Here is a 24,794-nt window from a genome sequence, read left to right on the forward strand (position 1 = left end):
TTGTCGTCGCCTTGCAACGCTTGGGACCCCCGGCCGACATTTAGGCACACCGAAGAGAAGGCGAGCGGGGCAGAAGACGGTGACGCGGCGCGGCTCAGCCGCCGCTATGGGTCATCGACAAGGGCGCCGTCGCGTGCAGGCCATAGACATGCGGCACGGCCTGACTGGCCGATCCGCCGAACACCCGCGCCACCGCGACGGCCAGAAGAAGGCCCATCAGAAGATACTGGCCCCTTGGCCCCAGACGCATTCCCCGCATGACGCCCTCCATCGGCGACACCACACCGGGCGCGACCTGCGCCCTAGCCGATGTGATAAAGCGACCGGAACAGCGTGGGGTCAAGGCTCTCGGCGGCGAAGGTGGGGCCTTCGGTCAGCAGGCTCACGGCATCGTGCGAATGCAGGCTTTCCTGATGGCTGGCCAAGATACGGAAATCGCCCACGCGCGGATCGGCCATCAGGGATTGCGCGAAACTGCGGGCCGCATCCTCGACGAAGATCGGGTTGGCCGCGTTCAATTCGGCAAAGGCCTGCTCGTCCTCGCGCTTGACCATGACCTGCGTCTCGGTCGGCACGCCATCGCGGGCGAGTTCGATAAGATCCTCGAACCAGAGGCATTTCGCGCCTGGCTTCAACTCGACCGATATCCGAGCGACCGAACGTTGCGAATGCGGCGTGGCAAGTTGCCCGCGCGTCTGGCGCGCATGTTCCGACAATTCCAGCGAGCAGGGGCAGGTCGAGGAATAGACATAGTCGAGATGCATGATCCGCTTGCGGACCCCTGCCCTGTCCACCAGTTCCAAAGCGATGTCGTAATATTGCCAGCCCGAAAGGCCCGAGCGCAGGCTGTCTACCCTGACCGGGAAGGAGAAGCGCATCTGGATGCGGGCATCGAAAGCATCGAGGTCGCGCTTGTAATCCTCGAGCGCGTGCTCGATCACCTGGAAGGAGAAGTCTTTTTCGGCATGGGCGTAGAAGGACCGCAGGATGCGGCTCATGTTGATGCCCTTCTTCTCGGCCTCAAGACTGACCGTGCCTGTCACGCTGGTCTCAAGCATGACCTCGCCCGCATCGCGGGTGCGATAGCGGATCGGCAGGCGGAAATTCGAGATGCCCACGTGCTCGATCACCCGGCGCTCGCCGACGATCAGGCTGGCCGGACCGTTTTGCAGGTCGGGCAGCGTCTCGCGATAGGCAGCATCGGCAACGAAATCCTCAGGATAGGCGCGCGACAGGGCCGGATAGGCCATGGCCGTCAGGGCCGGCGCAGCCCCGGCCAGCGCGCGGACCGAGGGGTCAAGCGCCGCGATCTCGGCATCGCTGGCATGGCCCGCCCAGCGGCGCAGCAGGTCCAGCGCGGCTTCGGCCTCATCGCGCGAGGGGCTGCGGTCGATTTCGGGCAGATGAAGATTCATCGGGCGATCCTTTCGGTTCCAGCCAGGGCAGCGCGGCCTTGGCCTTCAATTTCCGGATATATACGTTCGAGGCCCCTTTCCGGTTCATTCCGGAAAGGACATTTTCTTTCACAAGAGCGTCCATCATTTGGGCATTCCGCCGCGAAACGCAAGCCTCAGACTTTGTCGAGGGCCTGAAGCAGATCGGCAACAAGATCCTCGGCGTCTTCCAGACCGACCGAAAGCCGAATAAGCCCCGGCGTAATGCCCAGCGCATCCTTCTGATCCTGCGGCAGACGCTGATGGGTCGTCGTGGCCGGATGGGTCGCGATGGTCTTGGCATCGCCCAGATTGTTCGAGATCTTGGCGATGGCGAGGGCGTTCATGAAGCGGAAGGCCGCCTCCTTGCCGTCCGCGATGTCGAAGGTGACAAGCGTGCCGCCCGAGCCCATTTGCGCCATCGCCAGCGCATGCTGCGGATGGCTTTCCAGCGCGGGGAAGATCACCTTCGCCAGTTTGGCATGGCCCTCCAGCGCTGTCGCGATCCTTCCGGCGCTGTCGGCCATGGCGCGGCAGCGCAGATCCAGCGTGACCATGCCGTTCAGCATGATCCAGGCGGTGAAGGGGCTCATCGAGCCGCCGGTATGCTTGATGTAGGGTTCAAGCACCTTGCGAATATACTGCTTGCTGCCGCAGACCACGCCGCCCAGCGCACGGCCCTGACCGTCGATATGCTTGGTGGTGGAATAGACCACGACATCCGCGCCCTGATCCACCGCGCGCGAGAAGACCGGCGTCGCGAAGACATTGTCCACGATTACCAGCGCACCCTGGGCATGGGCGATGTCCGACACGGCGCGGATGTCCACCAGTTCCAGCGTCGGGTTCGACATCGATTCGAAGAACACCGCCTTGGTGCCCGGCGTCACGGCCTTGCGCCATTGCTCCAGATCTGCGCCATCGACAAAGGTAACTTTCACGCCAAAGCGCGTCAGGACTTCCTCAAGGATATAAAGGCAGGAGCCGAAGAGGGCGCGGGCCGAGACGACATGGTCGCCCGCGCGCAGAAGTGCCGTCAGCGCGGCCGAGACGGCAGCCATGCCGCTGGCGGTGGCAAAGGCGTCTTCGGTCCCTTCCAGCGCCGCAATGCGTTCTTCGAACATCCGCGTCGTGGGGTTGCCGTAGCGGGCATAGATGAATTCGTCCGCGCCCGCCTGAATGAAGCGTGCCTCAGCGGTCTCGGCATCGGGATAGGCGAAGCCCTGGGTCAGGAAGATCGCCTCGGCCATCTCGCCATATTGGCTGCGGCGGCTACCTTCATGGACAAGCTTGGTGCGGGTCTTCCAATCCTTGGTCATCGCGTGCGGCCCCCGGCCAATAAAAAGCCCCGGCAAACCAGAGGTTCCGGGGCGCGATGCCCTTCACCTCTTTAGCGGTTTGTTTAACGTGGCCCGCAATCCGGTAACAAAGCGCCACAAGGGGCGGCATACGCCCATGCGGCAGGCGGGTCAAGGGCGACCGCCCCGAAGCCCTGCCCCATGAGTGTTAAGCCGAGATCATAAGGAGGGTGCGGGTGCAGCCGTCACCCCGCTGTCATGGCCGCGTCACCGCCGCGTTGCGGCCCGATGGCAGCTTTGGGTCAGACCGGGCTTGCCCGACAGGTTTTCCCGCAAGGTCTTCCATGAGCCATGACCCCCGCCCGATCCGCGCCGATGTCACCCCGGAGGGGCTGGTGCTCGACACCGATCGGCTCGCGCGCAAGCTGGCGGATCTGCCCAGCGAGGTTCCCCTTGTCGCCATGGTCCATGGCTGGCGCTATGCGCCGGGCCTGGTGGGCGATTGCCCGCATGGCACGATCCTTGCGCTGGATCCGCCGGGCGGCAATCGCCGCGTGGTCTCCTGGCCGCGCCATCTGGGGCTTGACGGCACGCGCGGCCTGGCGATCGGGCTGGGTTGGCACGCACGCTGCGGGCTGTGGACCGCGCATCGTCGGGCGCGCGAGGCTGGGCGCGCGCTGGCAGAAATCGCGGCCCGGGTGGCCGACCTGTCACCGGGGCGTCCGCTGCATGTCATCGGTCATTCACTGGGCGCGCGGGTCGCGCTGAATGCGCTGGCCCATGCCATACCCGGCCATTTCGGCCGCGTGATCCTTCTGGCCGCCGCGGAAAGCCGGATCAGCGCCGAGGCGGCGCTGGCCTCGCCCGCCGGTCTGGCCGCCGAGATCGTCAACGTCGCCAGTCGCGAGAATGACTTGTTCGACGCGCTGTTCGAATGGGGCGTGCATCTGGGACGACGCACTTCGGTCGGTCAGGGCCTTGGTCGCCGGGCGGGCAATTGGCACGACCTCTGGATCGACCATCCCGAAAGCCGCGCCGCACTGGCCGGCCTGGGTTATCCCCTGCCGCCGCCACCCGGCCGGATCTGCCACTGGTCGCCCTATCTGCGCCCCGGCATCTTCGCGCTATACCGTGCGCTTCTGGACGGGCGGCTGTCCCCCGGCGCCCTGCCGCTGTGCCGCCCGACCCGGCGCTGGTCGCGGCTTTTCACCCGTGGCGGCGCCTGGGATCTGGGCACGGGCGGGTCACTGCCCCAGGCCTGAACGCCACCGCAAGGGCAGGACTGGCCCACTTGATTTTCCATCCCCGCTGGCCAAGGCTTGCACCATTGCAATCGGATATTTGCGGGGAAATCCCATGCCGTCGCGCCTTGCCCTATGCCTTGCCCTGCTTCTGGGCAGTACCGCCCTGCCCGCCCTTGCCTCGACCTGCGCCAACCCGGACCCCGCCCTAGATCTTGAGCAGCGCGTGGCCGATTGCCAGGCCGATCTCGGCTCGGTCTGGGACCGCGCGGGCTATCCGCATCTCGTCTTCAACCTGGGCCGGTCGCTGCGGCTTCTGGGGCGCAATGACGAGGCATTGCCCGTCCTTCAGGAAGCTCTGCGCTATTCCCCCGAGACGGCGGGCTACTGGGCCGAACTGGCGCGGGTCTATCTGGCGCTGAACGAACCCGCGACGGCAGCGGCGCTGTATTCCCAGGCCATCACTCTGGACCCGAGCGATCCCTATAATCCCGCCGACCGCGCCGAGGCCTGGTTCAATTTCGGCAAGCCCGAGGCCTGCGTGGCCGATCTGACGCCGGTCCTGCCGCAGCTGCGCGGCCAGACCGATGACGGCTGGTTCCGCAACCTCTATGGTCGCTGCCTGACAGCCCTTGGTCGTCCGGCCGAGGCGCTGGCCGCCTATGACGATGCGCTTCTCGCTTACCCCGACTATCTGGACGTCAAGGGCAACCGCATCTATGCGCTTCAGGCACTTGGCCGCTACGATGAGGTGCTGGTCGATACAGCCGCTTTGCTGGATCCGGCGCAGACCCCGGACCTGACCGAAGCCTGGGAATTCCCGCTGCGCGCGCTGCGGCTTGAGGCCCTGGGCTTCGCCGGGCGCAAGACCGAGATAGACGCCGATCTTCAGGTCCTGAAAGCGCGCTTTCCCGACTCGCTGGACGTGGTGAACATCGTGGCCTGGTCGCTGTTCACCGCCGGTCGGCTGGATGAGGCGGATGCCGCCGCCGACACCCTGCGCGCCCAGCCCGAAGACCCGCCCCTGCCCGGCTTCATGATCGACACGATCGCGCAGATCGACCTGGCCAAGGGCCGCACGGATCAGGCGATCAAGGGGCTGGAGCTGGCCGCCTGGCGCGACCCCGGCATTGCCGCGGGCTGGATGCCGGCGCTGGCGGCGCAGGGCTATCTGCCGCAGACCCGCCTTGCAGATGCCGTGCTGACCGCCGCGCGGCGCTGCATCGAGGAAAAGGGCAAGGATTGCGCGCTGGCGCCGCTGCCTGTCACAGAAAAGACGGCGATCAGCGTCTCGCGCCCCGGTCAGGTGCCCTCGCCGGCCGCGGTCGCGCCAGCCGAAGTGCCGGGCTTCGAGCCAGGACCCGCCACGCCCACCGTGCCGCCCGCCCTGCCCCCGGACGAGGCGCCGGGCCTTGGCAGCCCGCCCAAGGGGGTCAGACCGGCAGGCTCACCAGGCCTGGGAACCGCTCCCAAACCCGTCGCACCCTGACGACGGCGGCAGACAAGACCATCGCGGTAGCGTCGCGCGTTCAGGCGCAGGCGTCGTCGTCCACCTGGGCGATGGCCATGATCACCGCGTTCAGCACCAGATGGGCCAGCGCGGGCAGGAGCGCCCAATAGACCAGCCAATGCGACGGATCGACCGCGCGGATCATGGTCTCATTGAGGATCAGGAAACCCAGATTGTACAGAACCATCGCCCGGGTCATCGCGGGCAGATGCGCCTCCATCTGGTCCAGGGGCCAGAACCGGCCCGCCATGTCGGACCGCCCGGCCAGCATGTCCGAGACGAACATGGACCCGACGACGATGTAATAGGCGCTCAGGCTGCGTTGGCACCACAGCGGATCACCGACCGAAGCCAATAGCACAAGCGGCGTCAGCGTGACCAGAAGCGCCATGGCCGCCGTCTCGTGGTGCGAGAACTGGCCCAACAATTGCCGCAACAGGGTTTCGAAACGCAGGGCCCCCCGCAAGGCCAAGGCCAGAAGAAAGGCGGTGACGAAGGCCTGTCCGCCCTCGCCGGGACCAAGCAGGATCGAAAGCGCCGGATAGGCGATCAGCAAAGCCGCCGCGGGCAGCAGGGCGTTGCGCGGCAAGGGCGGTATGTCCTGCAAATGACCGAAGAAAAGCCGAAGAGAGACGAACGCCTGGCGCAACATGGCACAAACCCTTGAGCAGCTGGAGTCCGCAATGCGCGCAGATCTGGGCGCAGATGTGGCGAAACCGGGCCGCAGGCAGGGCGGGTCGGTAGGGTCAGTCGGTTTTTCCAGGCTGGTCGGCGGCCGTCGCGTCGGGCTTTTCCTCATTGATCAGGTAGGGGCCAAGGGCGGTGATCTGAAGGATCAGGAAGGCGAAAAGCGCCACGGGAAAGGCGAATGTCTCAAGCGTGACCCACAGCGTGTCGCTTTGCGTGCGCCAGATCACCTCATTCGCGACGGCCAGTGCCGCGAACATCAGGACCAGGCGGCGTGTGAGGATCATCCAGCCCTCGCGCTGCATGGGCAGGATTTCCCCCATCACATATTCCAGCCAGCTTTGGCCGCGCAAAAGACCGATGCCCAGCAGCAGCGCGAAACAGCCATAGACGATGGTCGTCTTCATCTTGAAGAAGCTGGCATCGTTGAACCAGGCGGTCAGCCCGCCGAAAAAGATCACCACGACGGCGGTGAAGACCTGCATCCGGCTGACCTTGCCCGTCAGCATCCACAGCGCGGCGATCGAAGCCAAAAGGATCGGCACGAAGACCACCGCCGCGACGATAAAGCCGGAATAGCTTGTGCCGCCGATCAGGTATTTCTCGTCCTTGATCCACATATAGATCGCGAAGAATGCGATGGTGGGGCCAAGTTCCAGCACCTGTTTCAGCACGGGGTTGATGGTCTTTTCGGCCATTGGCCCACTCCTATCCCAAAGCTTCGATAAGCACCGCGCCCAGCGCGATCAACGTCATCAGGCCCATGCGCGCCCAGCCCACCTTCTCGCCCAGAACCAGCCAGCCGATCAAGGCGGCAAAGACGGTCGAGGTCTCGCGCAGCGCCGCCGCCTCGCCCACCTTGTCAAGCCGCGTCGCCAGCATGATCGAGCCGAAGCTGAAATAGGCGGTGAAGGCGCCCAGGATGCCCCGGCGGACCAGAGGACCGATCTCGGCGCGGCCGAGACGCGCCAGCCGGCGCGCCTGAACCAGCGGCAGGAAAATCCCGTCCAGCATGAAAAACCAGGCGAGAAAGGTAAACGGGTCGGCGGTGGCCCGGATGCCATAGGCGTCATAGGTGGTGTAGGCCGCGACCAGCACACCCGTCGTCACCGCGAAACACAGGGCCGGGACAAGGCTGTGCCGGTCGACCGTGACATGGCGCAGGTTATAGACGGCAAGGCCAAGGATGCCGCCCACCAGCAGCGAAAGCCCCAGCCACTGGCCCGGCGCAAAATGTTCGCCAAACACCAGCCCCGCTGCGATGACGGTGACCAGCGGGCCGGTGCCGCGCACCACGGGATAGACGACCGTGAAAGCCCCCCGCGTATAGGTCATCGCCTGCAAGACCTTGTAGACGATATGGATCACCACAGCGCCCGCGAAGATGGGCCACATATGCGGCTCGGGCCAGGGCACGACGAACAGGGCGATGGGTGCGGCGATCAGGCCGTAGCTCGCATCGATCGCGGCGCGCGATAGCCAGGGGTCGTGCCGCCCCTTCTGCAAGGCCCCGAACAGCGCATGCAGGATCGCGGCGAGAAGCGCCAGCGCCAACGCCAGCTCATGCCCGGCCGCAGTGCCTTCCAGACCCTGCAGCCAGGCGCTCACTCGGCATCCTCATGCGTCCAGGAAAGGCCGAGCGTCACGCCCTGAAACAGCGGCGCCGCCGCCTGCAGAGTCGTCGGCATCCCGGTCAGCGCATAGCGGGCAAAACGCACCGGGCCGAAACCTTCGGGTGCGTCGAAAGACAGTTTCAGACGGCCCGACGGGTTCGGCATCTCGTCCACGATCCGCGCCGCCGCGTCACGCGTGGCTGTCGGAAAGGTCGGCTCGGGCAGGGTTTCGATAAAGGCCTTGGCCGTGGCCTTCGCATCCTTCGCCGCGGCCTCGGCATCCCCTTCATTGGGCAGGAAACTGGCCGCCAATGCGGGGAGCAGATACCATTCGAAAAAGCCGTGCAGCGTCATGTCCAGATCGGCGCGGGTCAGCGCGAAACTGGTCAGCGAGGTCTGGATCGCCGCCCGCGAGGACAGATCGACCGCCTGCACCTCGGCCTTGAGCGAAATGGCATTGTTGCCTGGCAAATCGACGTTCAGCCGTTCAAGCCGCAGCAGCTTGGCCTTGTCGTCCCAGCTCAGCAGGAAGCTGGCATTGGTCCGGGCGAGACGGGCTTGCGCGGCGCTGGCATAATCGAAAGAGGCAATGCCCGTGCGGGTCAGAAGCCGCAGCCCCTCGATCCGCGCCTCAAGGCCGGTGGGGGCGGTGTCCGCGCCAAGAAAGGCGTCCAGCGCCGTGCCCTTGACCAGAAGCCGGTCCAGCACCAGCACGCTGCGGGCCTCTGCCCCATAGGACATCTCGATCCCGGTCAAGACGCAGAACCCATCCTGCGGATTGGCGGGGCGGCCCGCCAAGATCAGCCCTTCCGGCAGTTCCGTCGCCAGCGCGCCCCACAGCGCCTTGCAATCGGTCTCCGCCGCCGCCGGGCTCGCAAGAAGCGCGCCCAGGGCAAGCCCGCCCAGAAGCCGTCTCATGTCTCGAGACCCACCAGCGCGCGGGCGAAATCGTCGGGGTCGAAAGGCGAAAGATCGTCGATCTGCTCGCCCACGCCGATGGCATGGATCGGCAGGCCGAACTTGTCGGCCAGGGCGACCAGCACGCCGCCCTTGGCCGTGCCGTCCAACTTGGTCATCACCAGACCCGAGACATCGGCGATCTTGCGGAAGATCTCGACCTGGGTCAGCGCGTTCTGCCCGGTGGTCGCGTCCAGCACCAGAAGCGTGTTATGCGGCGCGTCCGGGTCTTTCTTGCGCAGGACGCGGACGATCTTGGCCAGTTCCTCCATCAGATCGGCGCGGTTCTGCAAGCGGCCCGCCGTGTCGATCATCAGAAGGTCGGCACCCTCGGCCTGCGCCCGGGCCAGCGCGTCAAAGGCCAGGCTGGCCGGGTCGCTGCCTTCCGGCGCGGTCAGCACGGGCACCCCCGCCCTTTCGCCCCAGACCTTCAACTGGTCGACCGCCGCCGCGCGGAACGTGTCGCCAGCCGCGATGACGACCGATTTGCCCGCTGCCTTGAATTGCGAGGCCAGCTTGCCAATCGTCGTGGTCTTGCCCGAGCCGTTGACGCCGACCACCAGCACGACCTGCGGCTTCTTGGCGTACAGCGGCAGCGGGCGCGCCACCGGCGTCATGATCCGCGCCACTTCGGCGGACAGGGCCTGTTTCAGCTCGGTGGTCGAAATCTTGCGGCCATAGCGGCCCTCGGCGATGTTCGCCGTGACCCGGATCGCGGTGTCCACCCCCAGATCGGCCTGGATCAGCAGCTCTTCCAGGCTTTCCAGCATCGCATCGTCAAGGATGCGGCGCGGTTCCTCGGCCTTGCCGAATAGTCGGCCGATCAGGCCGGGCTTGGCCGGTTCCTCGGCCACGGGTGGCGGCGAAACAAGAGCAGCGTCAGGCGCTCGGGGCGCAGGCGCCGCTGCGGGCTGAGGCGCGGGAGCCGTGTGCGGCCCCCGGGCAGAAGCGGCAGGCGCGGCGGGTTCGGGAGCGGACGCAGTTTCGCGAACGATGTCCGCGCTATCGCCCTCGGCCACCAGCGCGTCCAGCCCATCGCCGATCTTGTCCGACGACCGGAACAGGCGGTCCTTCAGTTTCTTGAACAAAGACATGCGGCAACGGCCCCCGCCCTGGATGGCTTCTCTGGATGGCTTCCACCTAATGGCTTTGGCAGGGCAAGGGAAGGGCGTCAGCCCTGCCCTGCCGCGGCAAGGGCCGGGCCGAACCCGGCAATCAGCGCCTGTCCGCCCCAATAGGCGGGCCAGAGCATCAGCGACAGCAGCCTTTGGCGCTGCGGGTCGACCGCGACGAAAAGCCGAAGGGCCAAAAGCAGATCCGACAGGATGAACAGGCCCCCGCCCAGCCACAGCCAGCCCGTCACGGCCCCGGCAGGCAGCACCAATAGAGAGATGCCCATCAGGCCGATCAGGATAACATAGGCCCGGACCGGCCCGCGTAGCTTGCCGGTGCGCGGCGCAAGCCAAAGCTCGGTCGATGCCATCAGCGCGATCAGCGCCAGCGCCAAAACCAGCCGCAGAAGGGTGAGGTCGGGAAAACCCAGCGCCATCGGCACGGCCAGGAAATGGCCCGCATAGGCCAGATGCCCGGCCCCGAACGCTGCCATGCCGGTCAGAAATGCCGCCTCGCCCCGTTGGGCAAGGCAAAGATCCCCCAGCGCGCCCAGCGTAAGACCCAGCGCGAGTGGCCAGAGCGGCGGCGCCTGCGGCACCAGAAGCCAAAGCGCAAGCGCCAGAAAGCCGGTGGAGGCGGTCTTGACCGCAGCCCCCGATAGTCCGGGCGATTCTCTTGCCGCAAAGCCCACCCAATAGGCCAGCGCCGCGGTGGCAGCCGCGCCCCAGAGCGCCAAAATGACCGTTTCCCCCATCCTGACCCTTTTCGCCCCTGGGCTTTCATGCTTCCCTGACCGCGACCATGCCCGCATCCGCCCTGCCCCGCAAATCCCGCCTGCCAATGGCAGCTTTTGCCGTCGCGTCACTTTTGCCCGTGCCGCTTCTGGCCTTCGGCATCTGGGCCGGGGGCGGCTGGGTCTGGGCCGGATTCCTTTACGTCACCGTGCTGGCTGCCCTTCTGGACCAGATGCTTCCCCTGGCTCTGGGCGACGCCCCCGAGGGGGCAGAGTTCCCGGCCGCCGACGCGGCTCTGGTCGCGGTGAGCGTCTCGGCCCTAGCCCTTCTCCCCGCCGCGACCTGGGCCATCGCCGGCTCCTCCGATCTTCGGCCGGGACAGAAGCTGCTGATCTTCCTCGGCACCGCGCTCTGGCTCGGCCAGGTCGGCCATCCGGCAGCGCATGAGCTGATCCATCGCGGCAATCGCGCCCTGTTCCGGCTGGGTCAGGCGGTCTATGCGGCGCTGTTGTTCGGGCAGCACGCCAGCGCCCACCGGCTTGTGCATCATCGCCATGTCGGGACAGCGCAGGACCCGAATTCCGCGCGATCCGGAGAAGGTTTTTACCGTTTTGCGCCAAGGGCCTGGCGCGGCAGCTTCATCAAGGGCCTGAGGGCGGAGACCGCGCTGCGCGCCAAGGGAAAGGGCGGCGGAGGACCACATCCTTACATTGTCTATATCTTCATCGGCACTGTCGGCCTGACGCTTGCCACCTGGATCGGAGGCGTGTGGGGCGCGTTGACCTGGCTGGGCCTTGCCCTTCATTACCAGATGCAGATCCTCTTGTCGGATTACGTCCAGCATTACGGGCTGCGCCGCGTGATTCTGGCCGATGGCCGGCCCGAGCCGGTCGGCCCGCAACACAGCTGGAACACCGCGCAGTGGTTTTCGGCGGCGATGATGCTGAACGCGCCGCGGCATTCCGACCACCATGCCCATCCGACCCGGCCCTATCCGGCCCTGCGCCTGGCCGCCGATGCCCCGCGCCTGCCCTGGCCCCTGCCGGTCGCCTGCACACTTGCCCTGATGCCCCGCCTCTGGCGCCGCAGCATGGCGCCGCATCTGAAACCCTGGGCCAAGGCCGCCGAGGCGCGCCAGGTCACGCAGGCCTGACTGGCCATCGCGCGCCGCCTCTGCCAGTCTCGCAACGTCAAGACCCGGAGTGACCGATGCGCCCCATCCCCCTTGCCCTTGCCACCCTTCTGGCGCTCCTGCCGCTGCCCCTTGCCGCCGCGAGCGGGCAAGCGACCATGACCGCCGAGGAATTTGATGCCTATGTCACCGGCAAGACCCTGACCTATTCGCAATTTGGCCAGGTCTTCGGGACCGAGGAATACCTGCCCGGCCGCAAGGTGCGCTGGCAGTTCACCGCAGACGAATGCCAATATGGCAGCTGGTATCCCAGGGACGACCTGATCTGCTTCCATTACGAATATGACCAGAGCGAGCATTGCTGGCGCTTCTGGAAGGAAGGCGACGGGCTGACCGCGCTTTCGGTTGATGATCCGCCCGGTTGGGAGCTTTCGGAAGTAGCCGAGACCACGCAGGGCCTGAACTGCCCCGGCCCGGATGTGGGGGTCTGATGCTCGCCCCCGGCCCATTCGCCCTTCTCGCGGCGCTGATGCTGGCCGGGGCGGCGCTTGCCGCCGATGACACCCCGCTGTCGGCCGAGGCCTTTGACGCGCTGACCCGGGGCAAGACCATGGACACGGCGACAGGCGGCACGATCTACGGCATAGAGACCTTCCTGCCGGGCCGCAGGGTCGTGTGGCGCGATGCGCGGCGCTGCGTAGAAGGCCAGTGGCAACAGGTCGCCGATCAGATCTGCTTCACTTACGACGACAAGCCCGACCGCCCGGTCTGCTGGCTGTATTTCGACCGCGGTGATCGCATCGAAGGACGGCACAGCTCGGCGCTGCCCGGCAGCGAGCCGATCGTGTTGACGCCCGGCGCACGCCCGGTCACCTGCGACGGCTTTCTGGGCGCCTAGAACAGACTGCCCTGACCGCCGCCTTCCCCTTCGCCACGCGGGCGGCGGGGCGCGGGTGGCACGGTCCCCTTGCCGCCAACGGCCAGACGGCCATCGCTGAACTCGATCTCCAGCACCGAGGCGCGCTCGGCCGCGGCCTTCCCCGTCACCACATGGCCATCGCCGCGCACCACCGCATAGCCGCGCTTCAGCGTCTCGGTATAGCCCAGCGTAAGCCGCGTGCGGTCCAGCGCGTCAAGCCTTTGGCGCAACGTCGAAACCTGTCGGGCAGGTACGGCGTCCAACCGGGTTGACAGCAGCGCCAGACGGTCGCGCCCCTTGGCGATCTGGCGGTCGCTTTCGCCGATCAGCCGGTGCAGCGCCGGCGCGAGGCGCGAGGCCCACATCTCGTGACGCGCCCGCCGTGCATCGGCCCCGCGCAGGAAGCGCGCCTCCAGCGCATCGGCACGCTTCTCCAGCCCGTCGCGGCGCCGGTTCACCAGGGTCAGCAATAGGCTGCCCTGCATCCGTGCCGCGCGGGCGTCAAAGGCGCCTTGCTTGCGGGTCAGCATCAGCCCCAGCGCACCGCGCAACCGTTCGCTTGCCGCATCCAGCGCCTGGGCCGCCGTGCCGGTCAGCGTCTCGGGCCGCGGCAGGGCGCGCGAAAGGTCGCGCAGACGTTGGCCGCGCCGGTCCACGGTCACCGCCACGCCTCGGGACAGCCGTGCCGCCAGCGCGTCGAGCGTGGCAAGAAGGTCAAGCCGCACCGGCACGGCCAGCTCCGCCGCCGCCGTGGGCGTGGGCGCACGCAGGTCCGCCGCAAAGTCGATCAGGGTCGTGTCGGTCTCATGCCCGACGGCCGAGATCAGCGGGATTCGGCTGTCGGCCGCCGCGCGCACGACGATTTCTTCGTTGAAGCCCCACAAATCCTCAAGGCTTCCGCCCCCCCGCGCGACGATGATCAGATCGGGGCGCGGGATCGGGCCGCCTGGCGGCAGGGCATTGAATCCCCGGATGGCGGCGGCCACTTCGGGGGCGCATCTCTCGCCCTGCACGGCCACCGGCCAGATCAGCACAGGACGCGGAAAGCGGTCGCGCAGCCGGTGCAGGATGTCGCGGATCACCGCGCCCGAGGGCGAGGTAACAACGCCGATCACGCCGGGCAGGAACGGAATCGACTTCTTGCGGGCGGGGTCGAACAGGCCTTCGGCCTGCAAGGCGGCGCGGCGCTTTTCCAGCATCGCCATCAGCGCGCCCGCCCCGGCGGGGGCCACATCCTCGACGATCAGCTGGTATTTCGACTGGCCGGGGAAAGTGGTCATCCGGCCTGTGGCCACCACTTCCATCCCCTCTTCGGGCCGCACCTGCATGCGCGCGACCTGGCCTTTCCAGGAAATCGCCGCGATGACGGCGCGGTCATCCTTGAGGTCGAAATAGAGATGCCCAGAGGCCGGGCGCGAGACCCGCCCCACCTCGCCCCGGACGCGCACAAGGCCGAACTCGCCCTCGATGACGCGCTTCACTGCGCCGGAGAGTTCCGAGACGGTGTATTCGGGCTGGTTGCCGGGGGCGGGCGGGGCGTCTTCGAACATGTCCATTCCGCGTTTGTGCCGTCTGCGGCCCCGGCTGGCAACCTGCCTTCATTTTCTGTCCGAAATTATGCCGGGGGTCCGGGTCCTGGCCGCCGGTCGCGCTTGTCTCCCCGCCGCCGCCCCCGTAAGAGGCGCCAGGCAGATAAGACGGGGGCAGCATGAATATCCTCATTCTCGGCGGCGGTGGGCGGGAACATGCGCTGGCCTGGGCGGTCAAGCAGAACCCCAAGACCGACCGGCTGATCGTCGCGCCCGGCAATGCCGGCATCGCGCTCTTGGCCGAGACGGCGGATCTGGATGTGCTGGACGGGGCGGCGGTTGTGGCCTTCTGCGCCGAACAGGCGGTCGATTTCGTCATCATCGGCCCCGAGGCACCGCTGGCGGCGGGTGTCGCCGATGCAACGCGGGCGGCGGGCATCCTGACCTTCGGCCCCTCGGCGGCGGCGGCGCGGCTTGAGGCTTCGAAAGCCTTCACCAAGGAAATCTGCGATGCCTGCAATGCACCCACCGCGGGCTATGCGCGCTTCACCGACGCCGCGGCGGCACGGGCCTATGTGCTTGAAAAAGGGGCGCCTCTGGTGATCAAGGCCGATGGCCTGGCCGCCGGAAAAGGCGTGATCATGGGCATGACCGAAGCCGAGGCATTGGCCGGGATCGACGAGATCTTCGGTGGCGCCTTTGGCGCTGCGGGCGCGGAAGTGGTGATCGAGGAATTCATGACCGGGGAGGAAGCCAGCTTCTTCATCCTGTCGGATGGCGTGAGCGCGCTGCCGATCGGCACGGCGCAGGACCACAAGCGGGTGGGCGATGGCGATACCGGGCCGAATACCGGCGGCATGGGCGCCTATTCCCCCGCCCCGGTGCTGACCGGCGCGATTGAGGCGCAGGCGATGGACGAGATCGTCCTGCCGACCATCGCCGAGATGGCAAGGCGCGGCACGCCCTATCAGGGTGTGCTTTACGCCGGGCTGATGATCGAAAACGGCCGCTCGCGGCTCGTGGAATACAATTGCCGCTTCGGCGACCCGGAATGCCAGGTGCTGATGATGCGGCTGGGTGCCCAGGCCCTCGACCTTCTGCTGGCCTGCGCCGAGGGGCGGCTGGCCGATGCGCGAGTGAATTGGGCCGAGGATCATGCGCTGACCGTGGTCATGGCCGCGCAGGGCTATCCGGGCAGCTACCAGAAAGGCAGCGTGATCAAGGGTCTGGACAAGCTGCCCGAGGACAGCCGTCACATGGTCTTTCATGCGGGCACCGCCGCGCGGGAGGGCGCGGTGGTCGCGACCGGGGGCCGGGTGCTGAATGTCACCGCGCGGGCGGAAAGCCTGACGGCGGCGCAAGAGTCCGCCTATGCCATGGTCGATGCGATAGACTGGCCCGGCGGTTTCTGCCGCCGCGACATCGGCTGGCGCGCGCTCTGACCGGCAAGATCGCGATTTTTCGACGAAAAATCGGGTCCGTCAGGCCTTGGGCCGTTTCAGCGCCGTCACCTCGCGGGTGAAGCTGTAATCCATGTAGCCAAGGCGCGAGACCGGGACATAGCGGGTCACATCGAAGCGCCCGTTCACCAGGCAATCGTCGCGCAGATGCATCCCGGTGACTCGGCCGACGATCAGGTGATTGGCGCCTTCCAGTTCGACATGATGCACCACAACGCATTCCAGCGTGGCGGGCGCATCGGCGACGCGAGGGCAGTCGATGGTGTCACATTCGGCCTTTGCGACCCCCGCGAGCGCGAATTCATCGACCTCGCGCGCCACGCCCGCCGAGGTGGCGTTCATCCGCAGCCACGCCGCCTCTTCCACCACATTCACCGCGAAGACGCCCGAGGCCAGCGCATTTGCGACGCTGTCATTCGGATCGCCAGAGAACATCACCTGCGGCGGGTTGTCCCCCACGGCGTTGAAGAAGGAATAGGGCGCAAGATTGTCGCCGAAGCCCTTGGCGCGGCTGGAAATCCAGCCGATCGGGCGCGGCGAGACCACGGCCTTGAACGGATTATGCGGCAGGCCGTGGCCGTCTTCTGGGCGATAGAACATCAGGCAAATTCCGGGGCGGGGTTCGGGCGTTTGAACCTGACACAATCGCATGTTACGGGGCGATGCCAGCAGATTCGACAGTCAGGATTCAGGGACCGGCAGAGTGGCCTATCGTCTTGAAGAGGAAACCGAAGCCGACTGGTGGGAAGTCGAGGCGCTGTATGACCTCTGCTTCGCGCCAGGGCGGACCGCGCTTTCGTCTTACCGGTTGCGCGAGGGGGTGCCGACGGTCGCGCCCTTGTGCCTGACCCTGCGGGATGGCGATGGCACCTTGGCGGCGGTGATCCGCTATTGGCCGGCGCTGATCGGCGAGGAGGACGTGCTTCTGCTGGGTCCGGTCGCGGTGCACCCGACCCGGCAAGGCGAGGGTCTGGGCGGGCTTCTGATCAATGAAAGCCTGGCCGAAGCGCGGCGCCTGGGCTGGGAGCGGGTGCTCCTGGTCGGCGATGCGCCCTATTACCAGAGGTTCGGGTTTCGCAAGCTGGAAGGGGTGGAAATGCCGCCCCCGACCAACCCCGACCGGGTGCTGGGGCTGGAGCTGAAGACCGGGGCCTGGGCGGGAATCAAGGGCAAGGTCAGCCGCGCCACCTGAGGGGTGCAAGAGGCTGACAATGCAGCAAAAACCGCGTCTTCCGAAGGTCTTCCAGACGTCTTCCGAACGTCTTCCGTCCTGGCTTCCCTTCGGCATTGCCCTGCGCGTCGCGCAGGGCGCATCTTGCGCCGCGCCACCCGTGGCCCAATATCGAAGCCATGGACCAGAAGACGACCCCGACCCTGCCCGCCCTGCCCGTCCCTCTGCCGCCCGATCCGGCGCCGGAGATCGCCGCTTTGGCCCGGCGCTGGAAGCGGGCGAATGGCCCGGTGATGGCCCTGGTGACGCGGATGGGCGGGGCGCTGGAAAGCCAGCTTTCCGTCTTGCCCGAAGCGCTGCGCCAGCGGATCGAGGATCTGACGGCCCGGGCGCTGGAGACCGCCTATGGTGTCGCCGCCACGGGCGCGCGCCTGCCCGAGACGCGCGGCCATGGCACGCTGGCCGCCGCGCTGGCCACGGGGGCGGCGGGCGGCGCGGGCGGCATCGCCACTGCAATTGCCGAGATGCCCTTCACGATCACGGTCCTTCTGCACGCGATCCGGCGCGAGGCGGTGCTGGCGGGCTATGACCCGGACGATGCCTGGATCCGGGCCGAGGCGCTGCGCACCTTCGGCTCGGGCAGCCCGGTCGCGGCGGATGACGGGATCGACACGTCGTTTTTCACTGCAAGGCTGACGCTGACCGGCCCGGCCATCCAGGGGCTGATCGCGCGCGTCGCGCCCCGGCTGGCGGCGGCGCTGGGGCAGAAGCTGGTGGCGCAATCGGTGCCGCTGCTGGGTGCGGTCTCGGGCGCGGCGCTGAACGCGGCGTTCCTGAGCTATTACCGCGAGGCGGCGGCGATCCGCTTTGCCCTGCTGCGCCTGGCCGAAACCCATGGCGCGGCCCCGGTGATCGAGGCCTTCGCCGCCGCGACCGCGCCCCCGCGCATCAGCCGCGCCTGACGACAATGGCGCGAGACCGGGTCGAAAGCGGCCCCACCGGTGGGTGACCGGCGGGGCCTTGGGGTGTGAGAACAGAGAGCTGTCTGCAAGCAGCGTCTGATGCGGGCTGGGTAGACCCGCAAGCAGAGGTCTAGGGCGATTCCCCTTACCGCGTGGTTAATGCGGGCGGGGAAATTTTTCCGCTCTGCCGGTCGCAAGCTGGCGCTCAGTAGTGATACCGCAGCTGCGCGATTTCCAAGGCTTGATCGCCCCCCTTGCCCCCGACGCGATAGACCATCCGGTGCTCGCCGGTGATCCGCCGTGACCACCAGCCGGACAGGCTGCCTTTCAGCGGCTCGGGCTTACCCATGCCGAAAAAGGGGCTGCGCCGCGCCTCCTTGATCAGCTCATTGATGCGCTGAAGCGTCTTCGGGTCGGTGCCTTGCCAATGACAGTAATCTTCCCAGGCCAGATCGGCGAAGATCAGTTTCATTCATCGACCAGCTCGCGCTCGATGCCGAGGCCCATCTCAAGCTGGGCAACTGCATCGCGAAGGCGGGCCGCATTTGCGGGCGACGAGAGCAGGTGCAGGGTCTCCTGGATCGAATCCCATTCCGCCTTGCCCACGACCACGACCGCTTCCTGACCAGAGCGGGTGATCACGGTCTCGGTGCGGTCCTTGATCGCCGAATCCATCACCGATTTCAGGTTCTTGCGGGCGTCAGTGTAGCTCAGGATGTTCATTGTGCTTCCCCGGCCCGGCGCGCGCGGTCTGCGGCGCCAAAGGTCAGGCACATAGTTGTACATTTTCCTGTACAAATCAAGCGCAGCCTGTGCCGCCGCTACAGCCCCTCGAAAGCGCAAAGCGCATGGACCTGCATGCCCATCGCCTCGAGCTTGCGCCGCCCGCCCAGGTCGGGCAGGTCGACGACGAAGGCGCAGCCGATGATCTCGGCGCCCAGACGTTCGATCAGCTTGATCCCGGCCTCGGCCGTGCCGCCGGTGGCGAGAAGGTCATCGACCAAGAGCACGCGCTCGCCGGGTTGCATGGCGTCGTCATGCACCTCGACCACCGCCTCGCCATATTCCAGCTTATAGGACTGGCTGATGGTCTGGCCGGGCAGCTTGCCCTTCTTGCGGATCGGCACGAAGCCGGTCGAAAGCTGATGGGCCACCGCGCCGCCCAGGATGAAGCCGCGCGCCTCGAGCCCCGCGACCTTGTCGATGCGCAGACCCGCATAGGGGGCGAGAAGCTGGTCCACGCACATGCGGAAGCCGCGCGGATCGGCGAAAAGCGTGGTCACGTCACGAAAGAGGATGCCTTCATGCGGGAAGTCGACGATGGTGCGGATGTAGTCCTTGACGGATTTGGCCGGTGCGGTCTGTGCCATGGGCGCCTCAGATCAGGGGATCGGGTCTGGTTACCATCAGCCAGAAGATCGCGACAAGGGCCGCGAAGGCGGGCCAGCCAAGCGCAAACCAAAGCCGGTAGAGGCGCCGGGCCTGATCGGGCAGCGGGCGATTGTCGCGCACGGCCTGGGCGGCGCTATCCCTTATGCGCAATTGCAGCAGCACGACCGGCGCCCAGCAGAGGAACGCCAGACCATAAAGCCCATAGGTGGCCAGAAGCCAGGGGGCGGTCAGCGGATGGCCGGTCAGATGCACAAGCCAGAGGCCGGTCAGCGGCTGGATCACGCCCGCCGGAGTGGTGAACAGCCAATCGGCCAGGACCACGGCCGACGCGGTGGAATGGACCGCCTCGGCCGTGCCCCTGTGCATCGCGCGGACCATCTGGAAGGCGGTTCCGATGCCGGTGCCGAACAGCACGGTCGAAGACAGGATATGCAGGAATTTCGCCAGCTCGTAGCTGTCCATCAGCGTTCCTCGACCAGGATCAGATGCACGATCATCAGGGCAAGGATCGGCAGGTTCTTCAGCAGCGCACCGAACGGATCGAGCCAGAGCGCAGGTGCGAGCAGCGTCAACCCGGCGGTATAGGCCAGGACAAGCGCGATCTGGGCGCGGGCGATGAACCGGGGTCGCCCGTCGCGCAGCAGCGCAAGTCCGAGGGCAAGATCGGCCAGCCCGCCAAGGCGCGCGAGCGCGATGGACAGGGTCTCGGGCAGAAGCGTGCCGCTGCGGGGCAGGAAATCGCCCGGGGAAAGCAGAAGGCCCAGCGCGGCGGAGGCGATCCACAAGGCGCCCAGCACCAGGCGGATCAGCGGTTTGACCAGGTAGAGGCGGGCCTGCCAGAGATCCTGCGTGCCGGCCGGCCTTGCGGCAAGGAAGGCCGCGACCGGGCGCGGGCGGCGCGACAGGCGAGACAGGAGCGGCGCAGGGTCGGCCAGGACACCCGCCTGCAGTTGCGCCACGGCGGTGGCCGAGACCGGCCCCAGGCGCAGCGCCTCTCCCACCCGGCCCAGCGCGCGGGCCAGGGGCAAAGGCAGGCGCAGGACCGGCACCGGGGCAAGGCCAAGCCAGCCGCGCAGGGCCAGAGCCAGCTCGGCCTGGCTCAGCGTCTCGGGTCCGCCGATCTCCCAGGGGCCGGGGCCGGGCGGGGATAAGAGGCAATCGACCACCAGATCGGCCAGATCGGCGGCATGGATCGGGTTGAAGGGCTGGTCTCCCTGCCCCACCACCGGCAGACGCCAGGGCAGCGCGGCGAAGGCGCGCAGCAGCGAGGATCCGCCATAGGACGTCTCGCCCAGCACAAGGCCGGGGCGCAGGATCGTATGGGGGGCGAAGAGCGCCTCGGTCGCGCGCCGCCAGCGGGCAAAGGGGGTGGCCGCGGCGTCGATGCCCACGGCCGAAATCAGGACGGCCGGCCCATCCAGCGCGGCCAGGGCCGCACGGGGCGCCGCGCGGTGAACCGCGGCAAAGGCGCTTTCGCTGCCGGTCAAGAGGCCGGCGGCATTCACCAGGGCAGCCCCGCTGGGCAGATGGGGCCGCCAGAAGGCCGGGTCGTGACAGGCAGGGTCGGTCAGATCAGCCCGGAGCGTGCGAAAGCCCATGGCCTGCAACCGCCCGGTCCGGCGCGCCTGGGCGATGACCTCCCATCCCGCAGCGCGCAAGGCAAAGACGATATGGCGGCCGATAAAGCCGTCGGCACCAAGGACAAGGACCCGTCCCGCCGCCATTTACGGGTAGAGCCAGCGCAGAAGGGCCGCGTCCTGGCCCTCGATCACCGTGGTGGCATTGCTGTCCTGGCTGAGGATCGAGACGCCCTCATAGGCGCGGCCCTGCACATCGAAGCGCGGGCCAAGGGCCTGAAACAGTTCCTCGAGTACGACGGATTGCATGTCATGCGCCTCCATCGCCGTGGAGATCAGGATCGTGGCGGCAGTGATTTCGTTGCGGCCGTTCCACCAGATTGTCGAATAGCCGACGCCCATGGTGCCGGGGGCGGTGAGGCCCGGTTCCGCCCGCATCGCATCGCCGGGCTGGGCGGCGGAAATATAGAGGCGGATGTCGGCGCCGGGGCCAGTGCCGCGGGTCAGGGTCAGGTCGGCGCCCGCGCCGTTGATCTGGGCGATGGCCTGGTCCAGCGAACGGTCGAGGAGGCGGGAGAGATCGGCGGAGAGACTGGCATCCGAGGGCAGCAGGGCGACCGTCAAGGCGGTTTTGGCCCAGCGCACGGTCGGGCCACGGCAGGCGCCGCCGGGGGGCGCGCCGCAGGTGGCCAGCGCGAAGAACTCCTGATCGGCAAGCAGGCCGGAGGTGGCGATGGCGTCGAAATCGACATCCTGCGCCGGGGCCGGTTGGGCCAGAAGGGCCAGAAGAAGGGCAAGACGCCTCACAGCAGGCGGCCCGCGATGGCGTCAAGCCGGGCCAGAAGCCTGGGGTCGCGGGCGGCGAGCGCGGTCATCAGCGCATGGTCGAGCGCGTGGTCACAGCCCTGCGGGCAGGGGCTGCGGGCGGGGCCGACAACGCCCGGCAGGGCCGCCACGGTGGCGCGGGCCTGTCCGGCATTGGCGCTGAGCGTGGCGATGATGGCGGCGATATCCACGGCGTCATGGGCGGGATGCCAGCAGTCGTAATCGGTGATCATGGCAAGGGCGGCGTAGCACAGCTCAGCCTCGCGGGCGAGCTTGGCCTCGGGCATGCCGGTCATGCCGATCACATCGGCGCCCCAGTGGCGGTAGAGGCGGCTTTCGGCCAGGGTGGAAAACTGCGGGCCTTCGATGGCCAGATAGGTCGCGCCCTCATGGACCGTCACGCCGCTGGCGCGGGCCGCCGCGGCGGCAGCCCGGCCCAGGCGGGCGCATGTCGGCTGGGCAAAGCTGACATGGGCGACGCAGCCGGGGCCGAAGAAGGATTTCTCGCGGGCGAAACTGCGGTCGATATACTGGTCGACCAGCACGAAATCGCCCGGCGCGAAATCCTCGCGCAGCGAGCCCACCGCCGAAACGGCGAGGATGTCGGTGCAGCCCGCGCGCTTGAGCGCGTCGATATTGGCGCGGTAGGGAATCGAGCTGGGCGTGTGGACATGGCCACGGCCATGACGGGGCAGGAAGGCCATGGGCACGCCGTTCAGCCGCCCGATCAAAAGCTCGTCCGAGGGCGCACCCCAGGGGGTGGGCACTTTGACCCAGGAGGCGCCCTCAAGCCCCTCGATCTGATAAAGGCCCGAGCCGCCGATCACCCCGATCATGGTCTGCATGATGGCCCCTGTTGTCCGCGATCCGGGCGAAGCCTAGCGGCGGCGGGCGCGGCGGAAAAGGGGGGCTCCCGACGGGACACAGTATGGGACCGGCGAAATCAGCGCGTTGCGGGGCGGGGTCGGGATTTCTTTACCCGCCTGCCTGCGGCGAGGATGCGAAGGCGGGCGCGGATTTGAGAGCGGCGCGCAAGCTGGATCGCCCCGGCGGCTTGCCCCATCGCCCGAGCGCCTGCGCCGAAGGCGCGGCGCGGCTTCAGCCCGTCGGCGGGCCGCGCTGGATGATGCCGGTGGCGGCGGCGGCGGCCAGCGCGGTGACGATCCAGCCCGCATAGATCAGCGGCCAGCGCGCCCACCACAGCGTATGGCCCCAGGGACCGCGCGCGGCGGAGGGTTGCCAGGCGGCGGTCTGGCCCAGATCGACCACCGGGATCACCAAATCGGCGCCCCAGGCGAGGGGATGGAAGCTTTCCCAATCGACGCCGCTGCCGGACGGGCCGTTCCAGGCGGCGGCGGGGTTTTGCAGGCAACCGGGCGCAGGATCGGGCAGGCAGTCCTGCGCCAGCATCGCGGCCCAGCCTTCGGAAGCGGCGACGAGATCGTTGTTCGGGGCGAAGCTGCCCTCGGACCAGGCGAGGGCGGCCAGCGTGGCGGCGAGAAGGATCAGGCCCGCCACCCAGGCAAGCGCCCGGAAGGGCGCATAGCCATAGCCGACCACCGCGCGGGCGGCGGTATCCCAGAGTCCATCCAGACGCGCGAGGGCCCTGCCCCATGGGCCGCGCGCGCGGGCGGCGGCGCGGCGCGCCCGGCCCTTGAGCCGGGCCTGGGCCTCGAGGATGCGGCGAGCCTCGGCCTCGTGCCCCATGGCGTACAGCACCCGCGCGCATTGGCCATAGGGCTGCGGCAGGAAACGGCCCTCGGCGCTGCGGGCGCAGCGTTTCAGCCAGGCAAGGCGGGTGGCGGCATCGACCGGGGCATCGCGGGTGATGCGGTCATAGCTGAAGCCGTCGAGATAGGTGCGGCCCTGCGCTGGCCAGGAGGCAAGGTCGTCGACCAGATCGCCGACACGGGCAGAGGGGAGATGGAGGCTGCCCTCGCGGACGGTGACCTTTTGCCAGAAGAATTCGGCCGCGACCTCCATCCGCTGGGCCGAGAGGGCGCGGCCGCCGGGGTTCGAGAATTCGGCCGAGGCGCAATCGAGCTGGCCGCCGATCCTGGCGCCCGACAGGCGGACCTCGCCCTCGGCCTGAAAGGGCAACATCCCCTGATCGCGGAAAAAGACATCGCCGGTGATCTCGGCCGCTTGCAGGGTCAGGGCGGTGCCACCGGGGTTCAGGAAGCGCGCGCCGTCGCAGGCCAGTTGGCCGTCGATGCTGGCATTGGCGAGCGAGACCTCGCCTTCCGAAAGGAAGGGGCGGGTCGGGCTGGCGCGGAGATAGGCCGAGGCGCCGATGCGGGCGCCCTGGGCGGTGAGGCCCTTGAGATGGGCGCCATGCAGCGCGAGCTGGCCGCCGATGCTGGCATTGGCGAGGGAAAGCCGTGCGGTGGCATCGAGCGCGAGCAGGAAGACCGATCCCGCGACCTCGGCCCCTTCGGCCATCAGCCCGGGCAGAAGGCTGCCGGAAAGGACAAGCTGGGCGAAACGGGCGCGGCGGGCGGTCAGCGGATGGGTGAAGGCACAGAGCCGCAGGTCGGTCTCGCCCCGCGCCTCGGTGAAGGAGAGATCGAGCGGACCGTCGATCACCGCAGCGATCAGGCGCAGGCCCTGCGACGCGACGGGGGCGAGGTCCGAGCCGCCGGTGATGAGATGGGCCAGAAGGCCCGCATGGATGCGCGGGGCGGCGGGGTCGGCGGGATCGGGGCGCGCGGCGCCGAACTGGCAGAGCGTGCCCGCAGCGGCATGGGCCAGAAGCGCCGCTTCGGCCGGGTTAGGGCCTGCGGAAAGGAAGGCAGCGATGTCGAAAGGGGCGGGATCGGGCGCGCTCATGGTGGGCAGACTATGCTGTGGCGGGGGGAAGAAGGGCAAGGGGTGGGGAGCGCGCTTGCCATGGCGGCGGTGGGGGAGGACCCCGGACAGAGGGGTCGGTCGGTCCCGGCGCTGCCCTTCGGCTGGCGCAGCGCCGGGTGATCCAATCTTTGGGGGGGCGGCCTTCTCGAGCCAGGGCGCTTCCGGCCCTTCCCCACGGCTTGGGCCAAGGCTGCCGCCCGCGCCGCTTCGCGCCCGTACCCTGACCCGGCAGGCCTTGCGCGGGGGGCTCGGGGGCGGGCGGGCCATGCGTTGCGGACCGTCGAGGCGAACTTGATCCGGGGGCACCGGGCGGGTGCGGGCATGGGGCTGATGCGGTGCCGGACGCAGCCCCCTTGACCCCTATCCTGCGGCGGATCGACCGCCCCGCCCC

Annotated in this window: 27 protein-coding genes and 1 riboswitch; of the genes, 8 read left to right on the forward strand and 19 right to left on the reverse strand. The window is 67.9% G+C overall.

All coding sequences use genetic code 11. The features are described 5' to 3' along the window. Positions 1-94: 94 nt before the first annotated feature. The 3 genes from ACED67_RS16255 to metZ form a co-directional block, all read right to left on the reverse strand. Positions 95-259: a hypothetical protein gene (locus tag ACED67_RS16255; protein ID WP_395542765.1), complete on the reverse strand. Its 165-nt coding sequence runs from the start codon at positions 257-259 to the stop codon at positions 95-97. Positions 260-302: 43 nt separating this feature from the next. Further along, positions 303-1,415: a GTP cyclohydrolase FolE2 gene (gene folE2, locus ACED67_RS16260; protein ID WP_395542766.1), complete on the reverse strand. Its 1,113-nt coding sequence runs from the start codon at positions 1,413-1,415 to the stop codon at positions 303-305. Positions 1,416-1,570: 155 nt separating this feature from the next. After that, positions 1,571-2,752: an O-succinylhomoserine sulfhydrylase gene (gene metZ / locus ACED67_RS16265; protein WP_395542767.1), complete on the reverse strand. Its 1,182-nt coding sequence runs from the start codon at positions 2,750-2,752 to the stop codon at positions 1,571-1,573. Between the two features lie 50 nt (positions 2,753-2,802). Beyond that, positions 2,803-2,880: riboswitch (SAM riboswitch) on the reverse strand. A 195-nt stretch (positions 2,881-3,075) separates the two neighbouring features. Here metZ and ACED67_RS16270 point away from each other — a divergent pair. After that, on the forward strand, positions 3,076-3,993 hold the full coding sequence (locus ACED67_RS16270) for an alpha/beta fold hydrolase (RefSeq protein ID WP_395542768.1): 918 nt from the start codon (positions 3,076-3,078) through the stop codon (positions 3,991-3,993). A 94-nt stretch (positions 3,994-4,087) separates the two neighbouring features. Further along, a complete protein-coding gene (locus ACED67_RS16275; RefSeq protein ID WP_395542769.1) occupies positions 4,088-5,461 on the forward strand; it encodes a tetratricopeptide repeat protein in 1,374 nt (457 codons plus the stop codon). 40 nt (positions 5,462-5,501) lie between these two features. Here the strand turns inward: ACED67_RS16275 and ACED67_RS16280 are convergent, their stop codons facing one another. The 6 genes from ACED67_RS16280 to ACED67_RS16305 all read right to left on the reverse strand — a co-directional run bounded on the left by ACED67_RS16280 (position 5,502) and on the right by ACED67_RS16305 (position 10,606). Further along, on the reverse strand, positions 5,502-6,134 hold the full coding sequence (locus ACED67_RS16280) for a hypothetical protein (RefSeq protein WP_395542770.1): 633 nt from the start codon (positions 6,132-6,134) through the stop codon (positions 5,502-5,504). Positions 6,135-6,228: 94 nt separating this feature from the next. Then, positions 6,229-6,867, reverse strand: coding sequence for an inner membrane-spanning protein YciB (locus ACED67_RS16285; protein WP_395542771.1), 639 nt, complete (start codon positions 6,865-6,867; stop codon positions 6,229-6,231). A 10-nt stretch (positions 6,868-6,877) separates the two neighbouring features. After that, on the reverse strand, positions 6,878-7,777 hold the full coding sequence (locus ACED67_RS16290) for an EamA family transporter (RefSeq protein WP_395542772.1): 900 nt from the start codon (positions 7,775-7,777) through the stop codon (positions 6,878-6,880). Then, positions 7,774-8,700 (reverse strand): hypothetical protein, encoded by a 927-nt coding sequence (locus tag ACED67_RS16295; protein ID WP_395542773.1) that lies wholly within the window; start codon positions 8,698-8,700, stop codon positions 7,774-7,776. Before ACED67_RS16295 ends, ACED67_RS16290 begins: the two co-directional genes overlap by 4 nt. After that, a complete protein-coding gene (gene ftsY, locus ACED67_RS16300) occupies positions 8,697-9,833 on the reverse strand; it encodes a signal recognition particle-docking protein FtsY (RefSeq protein WP_395542774.1) in 1,137 nt (378 codons plus the stop codon). Before ftsY ends, ACED67_RS16295 begins: the two co-directional genes overlap by 4 nt. 77 nt (positions 9,834-9,910) lie before the next feature. Then, a complete protein-coding gene (locus tag ACED67_RS16305) occupies positions 9,911-10,606 on the reverse strand; it encodes a lysoplasmalogenase family protein (protein ID WP_395542775.1) in 696 nt (231 codons plus the stop codon). 47 nt (positions 10,607-10,653) lie between these two features. On the opposite strand from ACED67_RS16305, the gene ACED67_RS16310 reads away from it, so the two are divergent. From ACED67_RS16310 to ACED67_RS16320, 3 genes are read left to right on the forward strand one after another with little or no spacing between them, the layout of a single operon-like run. Then, positions 10,654-11,739, forward strand: coding sequence for an alkane 1-monooxygenase (locus tag ACED67_RS16310; protein WP_395542776.1), 1,086 nt, complete (start codon positions 10,654-10,656; stop codon positions 11,737-11,739). A 56-nt stretch (positions 11,740-11,795) separates the two neighbouring features. Beyond that, positions 11,796-12,209, forward strand: coding sequence for a hypothetical protein (locus ACED67_RS16315; RefSeq protein WP_395542777.1), 414 nt, complete (start codon positions 11,796-11,798; stop codon positions 12,207-12,209). Then, entirely contained in the window at positions 12,209-12,616 is a 408-nt protein-coding gene (locus ACED67_RS16320) for a hypothetical protein (RefSeq protein WP_395542778.1), read from the forward strand. Before ACED67_RS16315 ends, ACED67_RS16320 begins: the two co-directional genes overlap by 1 nt. Here the strand turns inward: ACED67_RS16320 and xseA are convergent. Further along, entirely contained in the window at positions 12,613-14,193 is a 1,581-nt protein-coding gene (gene xseA, locus ACED67_RS16325; RefSeq protein ID WP_395542779.1) for an exodeoxyribonuclease VII large subunit, read from the reverse strand. The two genes, ACED67_RS16320 and xseA, sit on opposite strands and share 4 nt — an antisense overlap. Before the next feature lie 152 nt (positions 14,194-14,345). On the opposite strand from xseA, the gene purD reads away from it, so the two are divergent. Continuing rightward, positions 14,346-15,608, forward strand: coding sequence for a phosphoribosylamine--glycine ligase (purD, locus tag ACED67_RS16330; RefSeq protein ID WP_395542780.1), 1,263 nt, complete (start codon positions 14,346-14,348; stop codon positions 15,606-15,608). A gap of 39 nt (positions 15,609-15,647) precedes the next feature. Here the strand turns inward: purD and ACED67_RS16335 are convergent, their stop codons facing one another. Next, on the reverse strand, positions 15,648-16,226 hold the full coding sequence (locus ACED67_RS16335) for a flavin reductase family protein (RefSeq protein WP_395542781.1): 579 nt from the start codon (positions 16,224-16,226) through the stop codon (positions 15,648-15,650). Between the two features lie 103 nt (positions 16,227-16,329). Here ACED67_RS16335 and ACED67_RS16340 point away from each other — a divergent pair, with 103 nt between their 5' ends. Then, positions 16,330-16,818, forward strand: a complete 489-nt coding sequence (locus ACED67_RS16340; RefSeq protein WP_395542782.1) for a GNAT family N-acetyltransferase — start codon at positions 16,330-16,332, stop codon at positions 16,816-16,818. A 158-nt stretch (positions 16,819-16,976) separates the two neighbouring features. Continuing rightward, positions 16,977-17,759, forward strand: a complete 783-nt coding sequence (locus tag ACED67_RS16345) for an EcsC family protein (protein WP_395542783.1) — start codon at positions 16,977-16,979, stop codon at positions 17,757-17,759. 205 nt (positions 17,760-17,964) lie between these two features. On the opposite strand, the gene ACED67_RS16350 is transcribed toward ACED67_RS16345, so the two are convergent. From ACED67_RS16350 to ACED67_RS16385, 8 genes are all read right to left on the reverse strand, one after another. Then, a complete protein-coding gene (locus ACED67_RS16350) occupies positions 17,965-18,231 on the reverse strand; it encodes a Txe/YoeB family addiction module toxin (RefSeq protein WP_395542784.1) in 267 nt (88 codons plus the stop codon). Next, on the reverse strand, positions 18,228-18,482 hold the full coding sequence (locus ACED67_RS16355; RefSeq protein ID WP_395542785.1) for a type II toxin-antitoxin system Phd/YefM family antitoxin: 255 nt from the start codon (positions 18,480-18,482) through the stop codon (positions 18,228-18,230). The genes ACED67_RS16350 and ACED67_RS16355 overlap by 4 nt, the downstream gene beginning before the upstream one ends. Before the next feature lie 98 nt (positions 18,483-18,580). Beyond that, positions 18,581-19,129, reverse strand: a complete 549-nt coding sequence (locus ACED67_RS16360) for an adenine phosphoribosyltransferase (protein WP_395542786.1) — start codon at positions 19,127-19,129, stop codon at positions 18,581-18,583. Between the two features lie 7 nt (positions 19,130-19,136). Continuing rightward, a complete protein-coding gene (locus tag ACED67_RS16365; protein ID WP_395542787.1) occupies positions 19,137-19,613 on the reverse strand; it encodes a DUF2269 family protein in 477 nt (158 codons plus the stop codon). Next, positions 19,613-20,875, reverse strand: a complete 1,263-nt coding sequence (locus ACED67_RS16370) for an SDR family oxidoreductase (protein WP_395542788.1) — start codon at positions 20,873-20,875, stop codon at positions 19,613-19,615. Before ACED67_RS16370 ends, ACED67_RS16365 begins: the two co-directional genes overlap by 1 nt. Next, the gene (locus ACED67_RS16375; RefSeq protein ID WP_395542789.1) at positions 20,876-21,535 is read right to left on the reverse strand and encodes a DUF2927 domain-containing protein; all 660 of its coding nucleotides are present in this window, start codon (positions 21,533-21,535) and stop codon (positions 20,876-20,878) included. After that, complete coding sequence (locus ACED67_RS16380; protein WP_395542790.1) at positions 21,532-22,398, reverse strand: S-methyl-5'-thioadenosine phosphorylase; 867 nt, start codon at positions 22,396-22,398, stop codon at positions 21,532-21,534. Before ACED67_RS16380 ends, ACED67_RS16375 begins: the two co-directional genes overlap by 4 nt. A gap of 253 nt (positions 22,399-22,651) precedes the next feature. After that, positions 22,652-24,382: a hypothetical protein gene (locus ACED67_RS16385; protein WP_395542791.1), complete on the reverse strand. Its 1,731-nt coding sequence runs from the start codon at positions 24,380-24,382 to the stop codon at positions 22,652-22,654. Positions 24,383-24,794 lie beyond the last annotated feature (412 nt).

The sequence above is a fragment of the Neotabrizicola paludis genome (genome assembly GCF_044142105.1).
Classification (GTDB): domain Bacteria; phylum Pseudomonadota; class Alphaproteobacteria; order Rhodobacterales; family Rhodobacteraceae; genus Pseudogemmobacter.

Coding starts and splice junctions, on each gene's coding strand:
- ACED67_RS16350 (WP_395542784.1), bottom strand. CDS start 18,231: ATGAAACTGATCTTCGCCGATCTGGCCTGGGAAGATTACTGTCATTGG.
- ACED67_RS16275 (WP_395542769.1), top strand. CDS start 4,088: ATGCCGTCGCGCCTTGCCCTATGCCTTGCCCTGCTTCTGGGCAGTACC.
- ftsY (WP_395542774.1), bottom strand. CDS start 9,833: ATGTCTTTGTTCAAGAAACTGAAGGACCGCCTGTTCCGGTCGTCGGAC.
- ACED67_RS16280 (WP_395542770.1), bottom strand. CDS start 6,134: ATGTTGCGCCAGGCGTTCGTCTCTCTTCGGCTTTTCTTCGGTCATTTG.
- ACED67_RS16370 (WP_395542788.1), bottom strand. CDS start 20,875: ATGGCGGCGGGACGGGTCCTTGTCCTTGGTGCCGACGGCTTTATCGGC.
- ACED67_RS16355 (WP_395542785.1), bottom strand. CDS start 18,482: ATGAACATCCTGAGCTACACTGACGCCCGCAAGAACCTGAAATCGGTG.
- ACED67_RS16310 (WP_395542776.1), top strand. CDS start 10,654: ATGCCCGCATCCGCCCTGCCCCGCAAATCCCGCCTGCCAATGGCAGCT.
- ACED67_RS16385 (WP_395542791.1), bottom strand. CDS start 24,382: ATGAGCGCGCCCGATCCCGCCCCTTTCGACATCGCTGCCTTCCTTTCC.
- ACED67_RS16295 (WP_395542773.1), bottom strand. CDS start 8,700: ATGAGACGGCTTCTGGGCGGGCTTGCCCTGGGCGCGCTTCTTGCGAGC.
- purD (WP_395542780.1), top strand. CDS start 14,346: ATGAATATCCTCATTCTCGGCGGCGGTGGGCGGGAACATGCGCTGGCC.
- ACED67_RS16305 (WP_395542775.1), bottom strand. CDS start 10,606: ATGGGGGAAACGGTCATTTTGGCGCTCTGGGGCGCGGCTGCCACCGCG.
- ACED67_RS16345 (WP_395542783.1), top strand. CDS start 16,977: ATGGACCAGAAGACGACCCCGACCCTGCCCGCCCTGCCCGTCCCTCTG.
- ACED67_RS16255 (WP_395542765.1), bottom strand. CDS start 259: ATGCGGGGAATGCGTCTGGGGCCAAGGGGCCAGTATCTTCTGATGGGC.
- ACED67_RS16320 (WP_395542778.1), top strand. CDS start 12,209: ATGCTCGCCCCCGGCCCATTCGCCCTTCTCGCGGCGCTGATGCTGGCC.
- ACED67_RS16365 (WP_395542787.1), bottom strand. CDS start 19,613: ATGGACAGCTACGAGCTGGCGAAATTCCTGCATATCCTGTCTTCGACC.
- ACED67_RS16360 (WP_395542786.1), bottom strand. CDS start 19,129: ATGGCACAGACCGCACCGGCCAAATCCGTCAAGGACTACATCCGCACC.
- metZ (WP_395542767.1), bottom strand. CDS start 2,752: ATGACCAAGGATTGGAAGACCCGCACCAAGCTTGTCCATGAAGGTAGC.
- ACED67_RS16380 (WP_395542790.1), bottom strand. CDS start 22,398: ATGCAGACCATGATCGGGGTGATCGGCGGCTCGGGCCTTTATCAGATC.
- xseA (WP_395542779.1), bottom strand. CDS start 14,193: ATGGACATGTTCGAAGACGCCCCGCCCGCCCCCGGCAACCAGCCCGAA.
- ACED67_RS16315 (WP_395542777.1), top strand. CDS start 11,796: ATGCGCCCCATCCCCCTTGCCCTTGCCACCCTTCTGGCGCTCCTGCCG.
- ACED67_RS16335 (WP_395542781.1), bottom strand. CDS start 16,226: ATGTTCTATCGCCCAGAAGACGGCCACGGCCTGCCGCATAATCCGTTC.
- ACED67_RS16270 (WP_395542768.1), top strand. CDS start 3,076: ATGAGCCATGACCCCCGCCCGATCCGCGCCGATGTCACCCCGGAGGGG.
- folE2 (WP_395542766.1), bottom strand. CDS start 1,415: ATGAATCTTCATCTGCCCGAAATCGACCGCAGCCCCTCGCGCGATGAG.
- ACED67_RS16285 (WP_395542771.1), bottom strand. CDS start 6,867: ATGGCCGAAAAGACCATCAACCCCGTGCTGAAACAGGTGCTGGAACTT.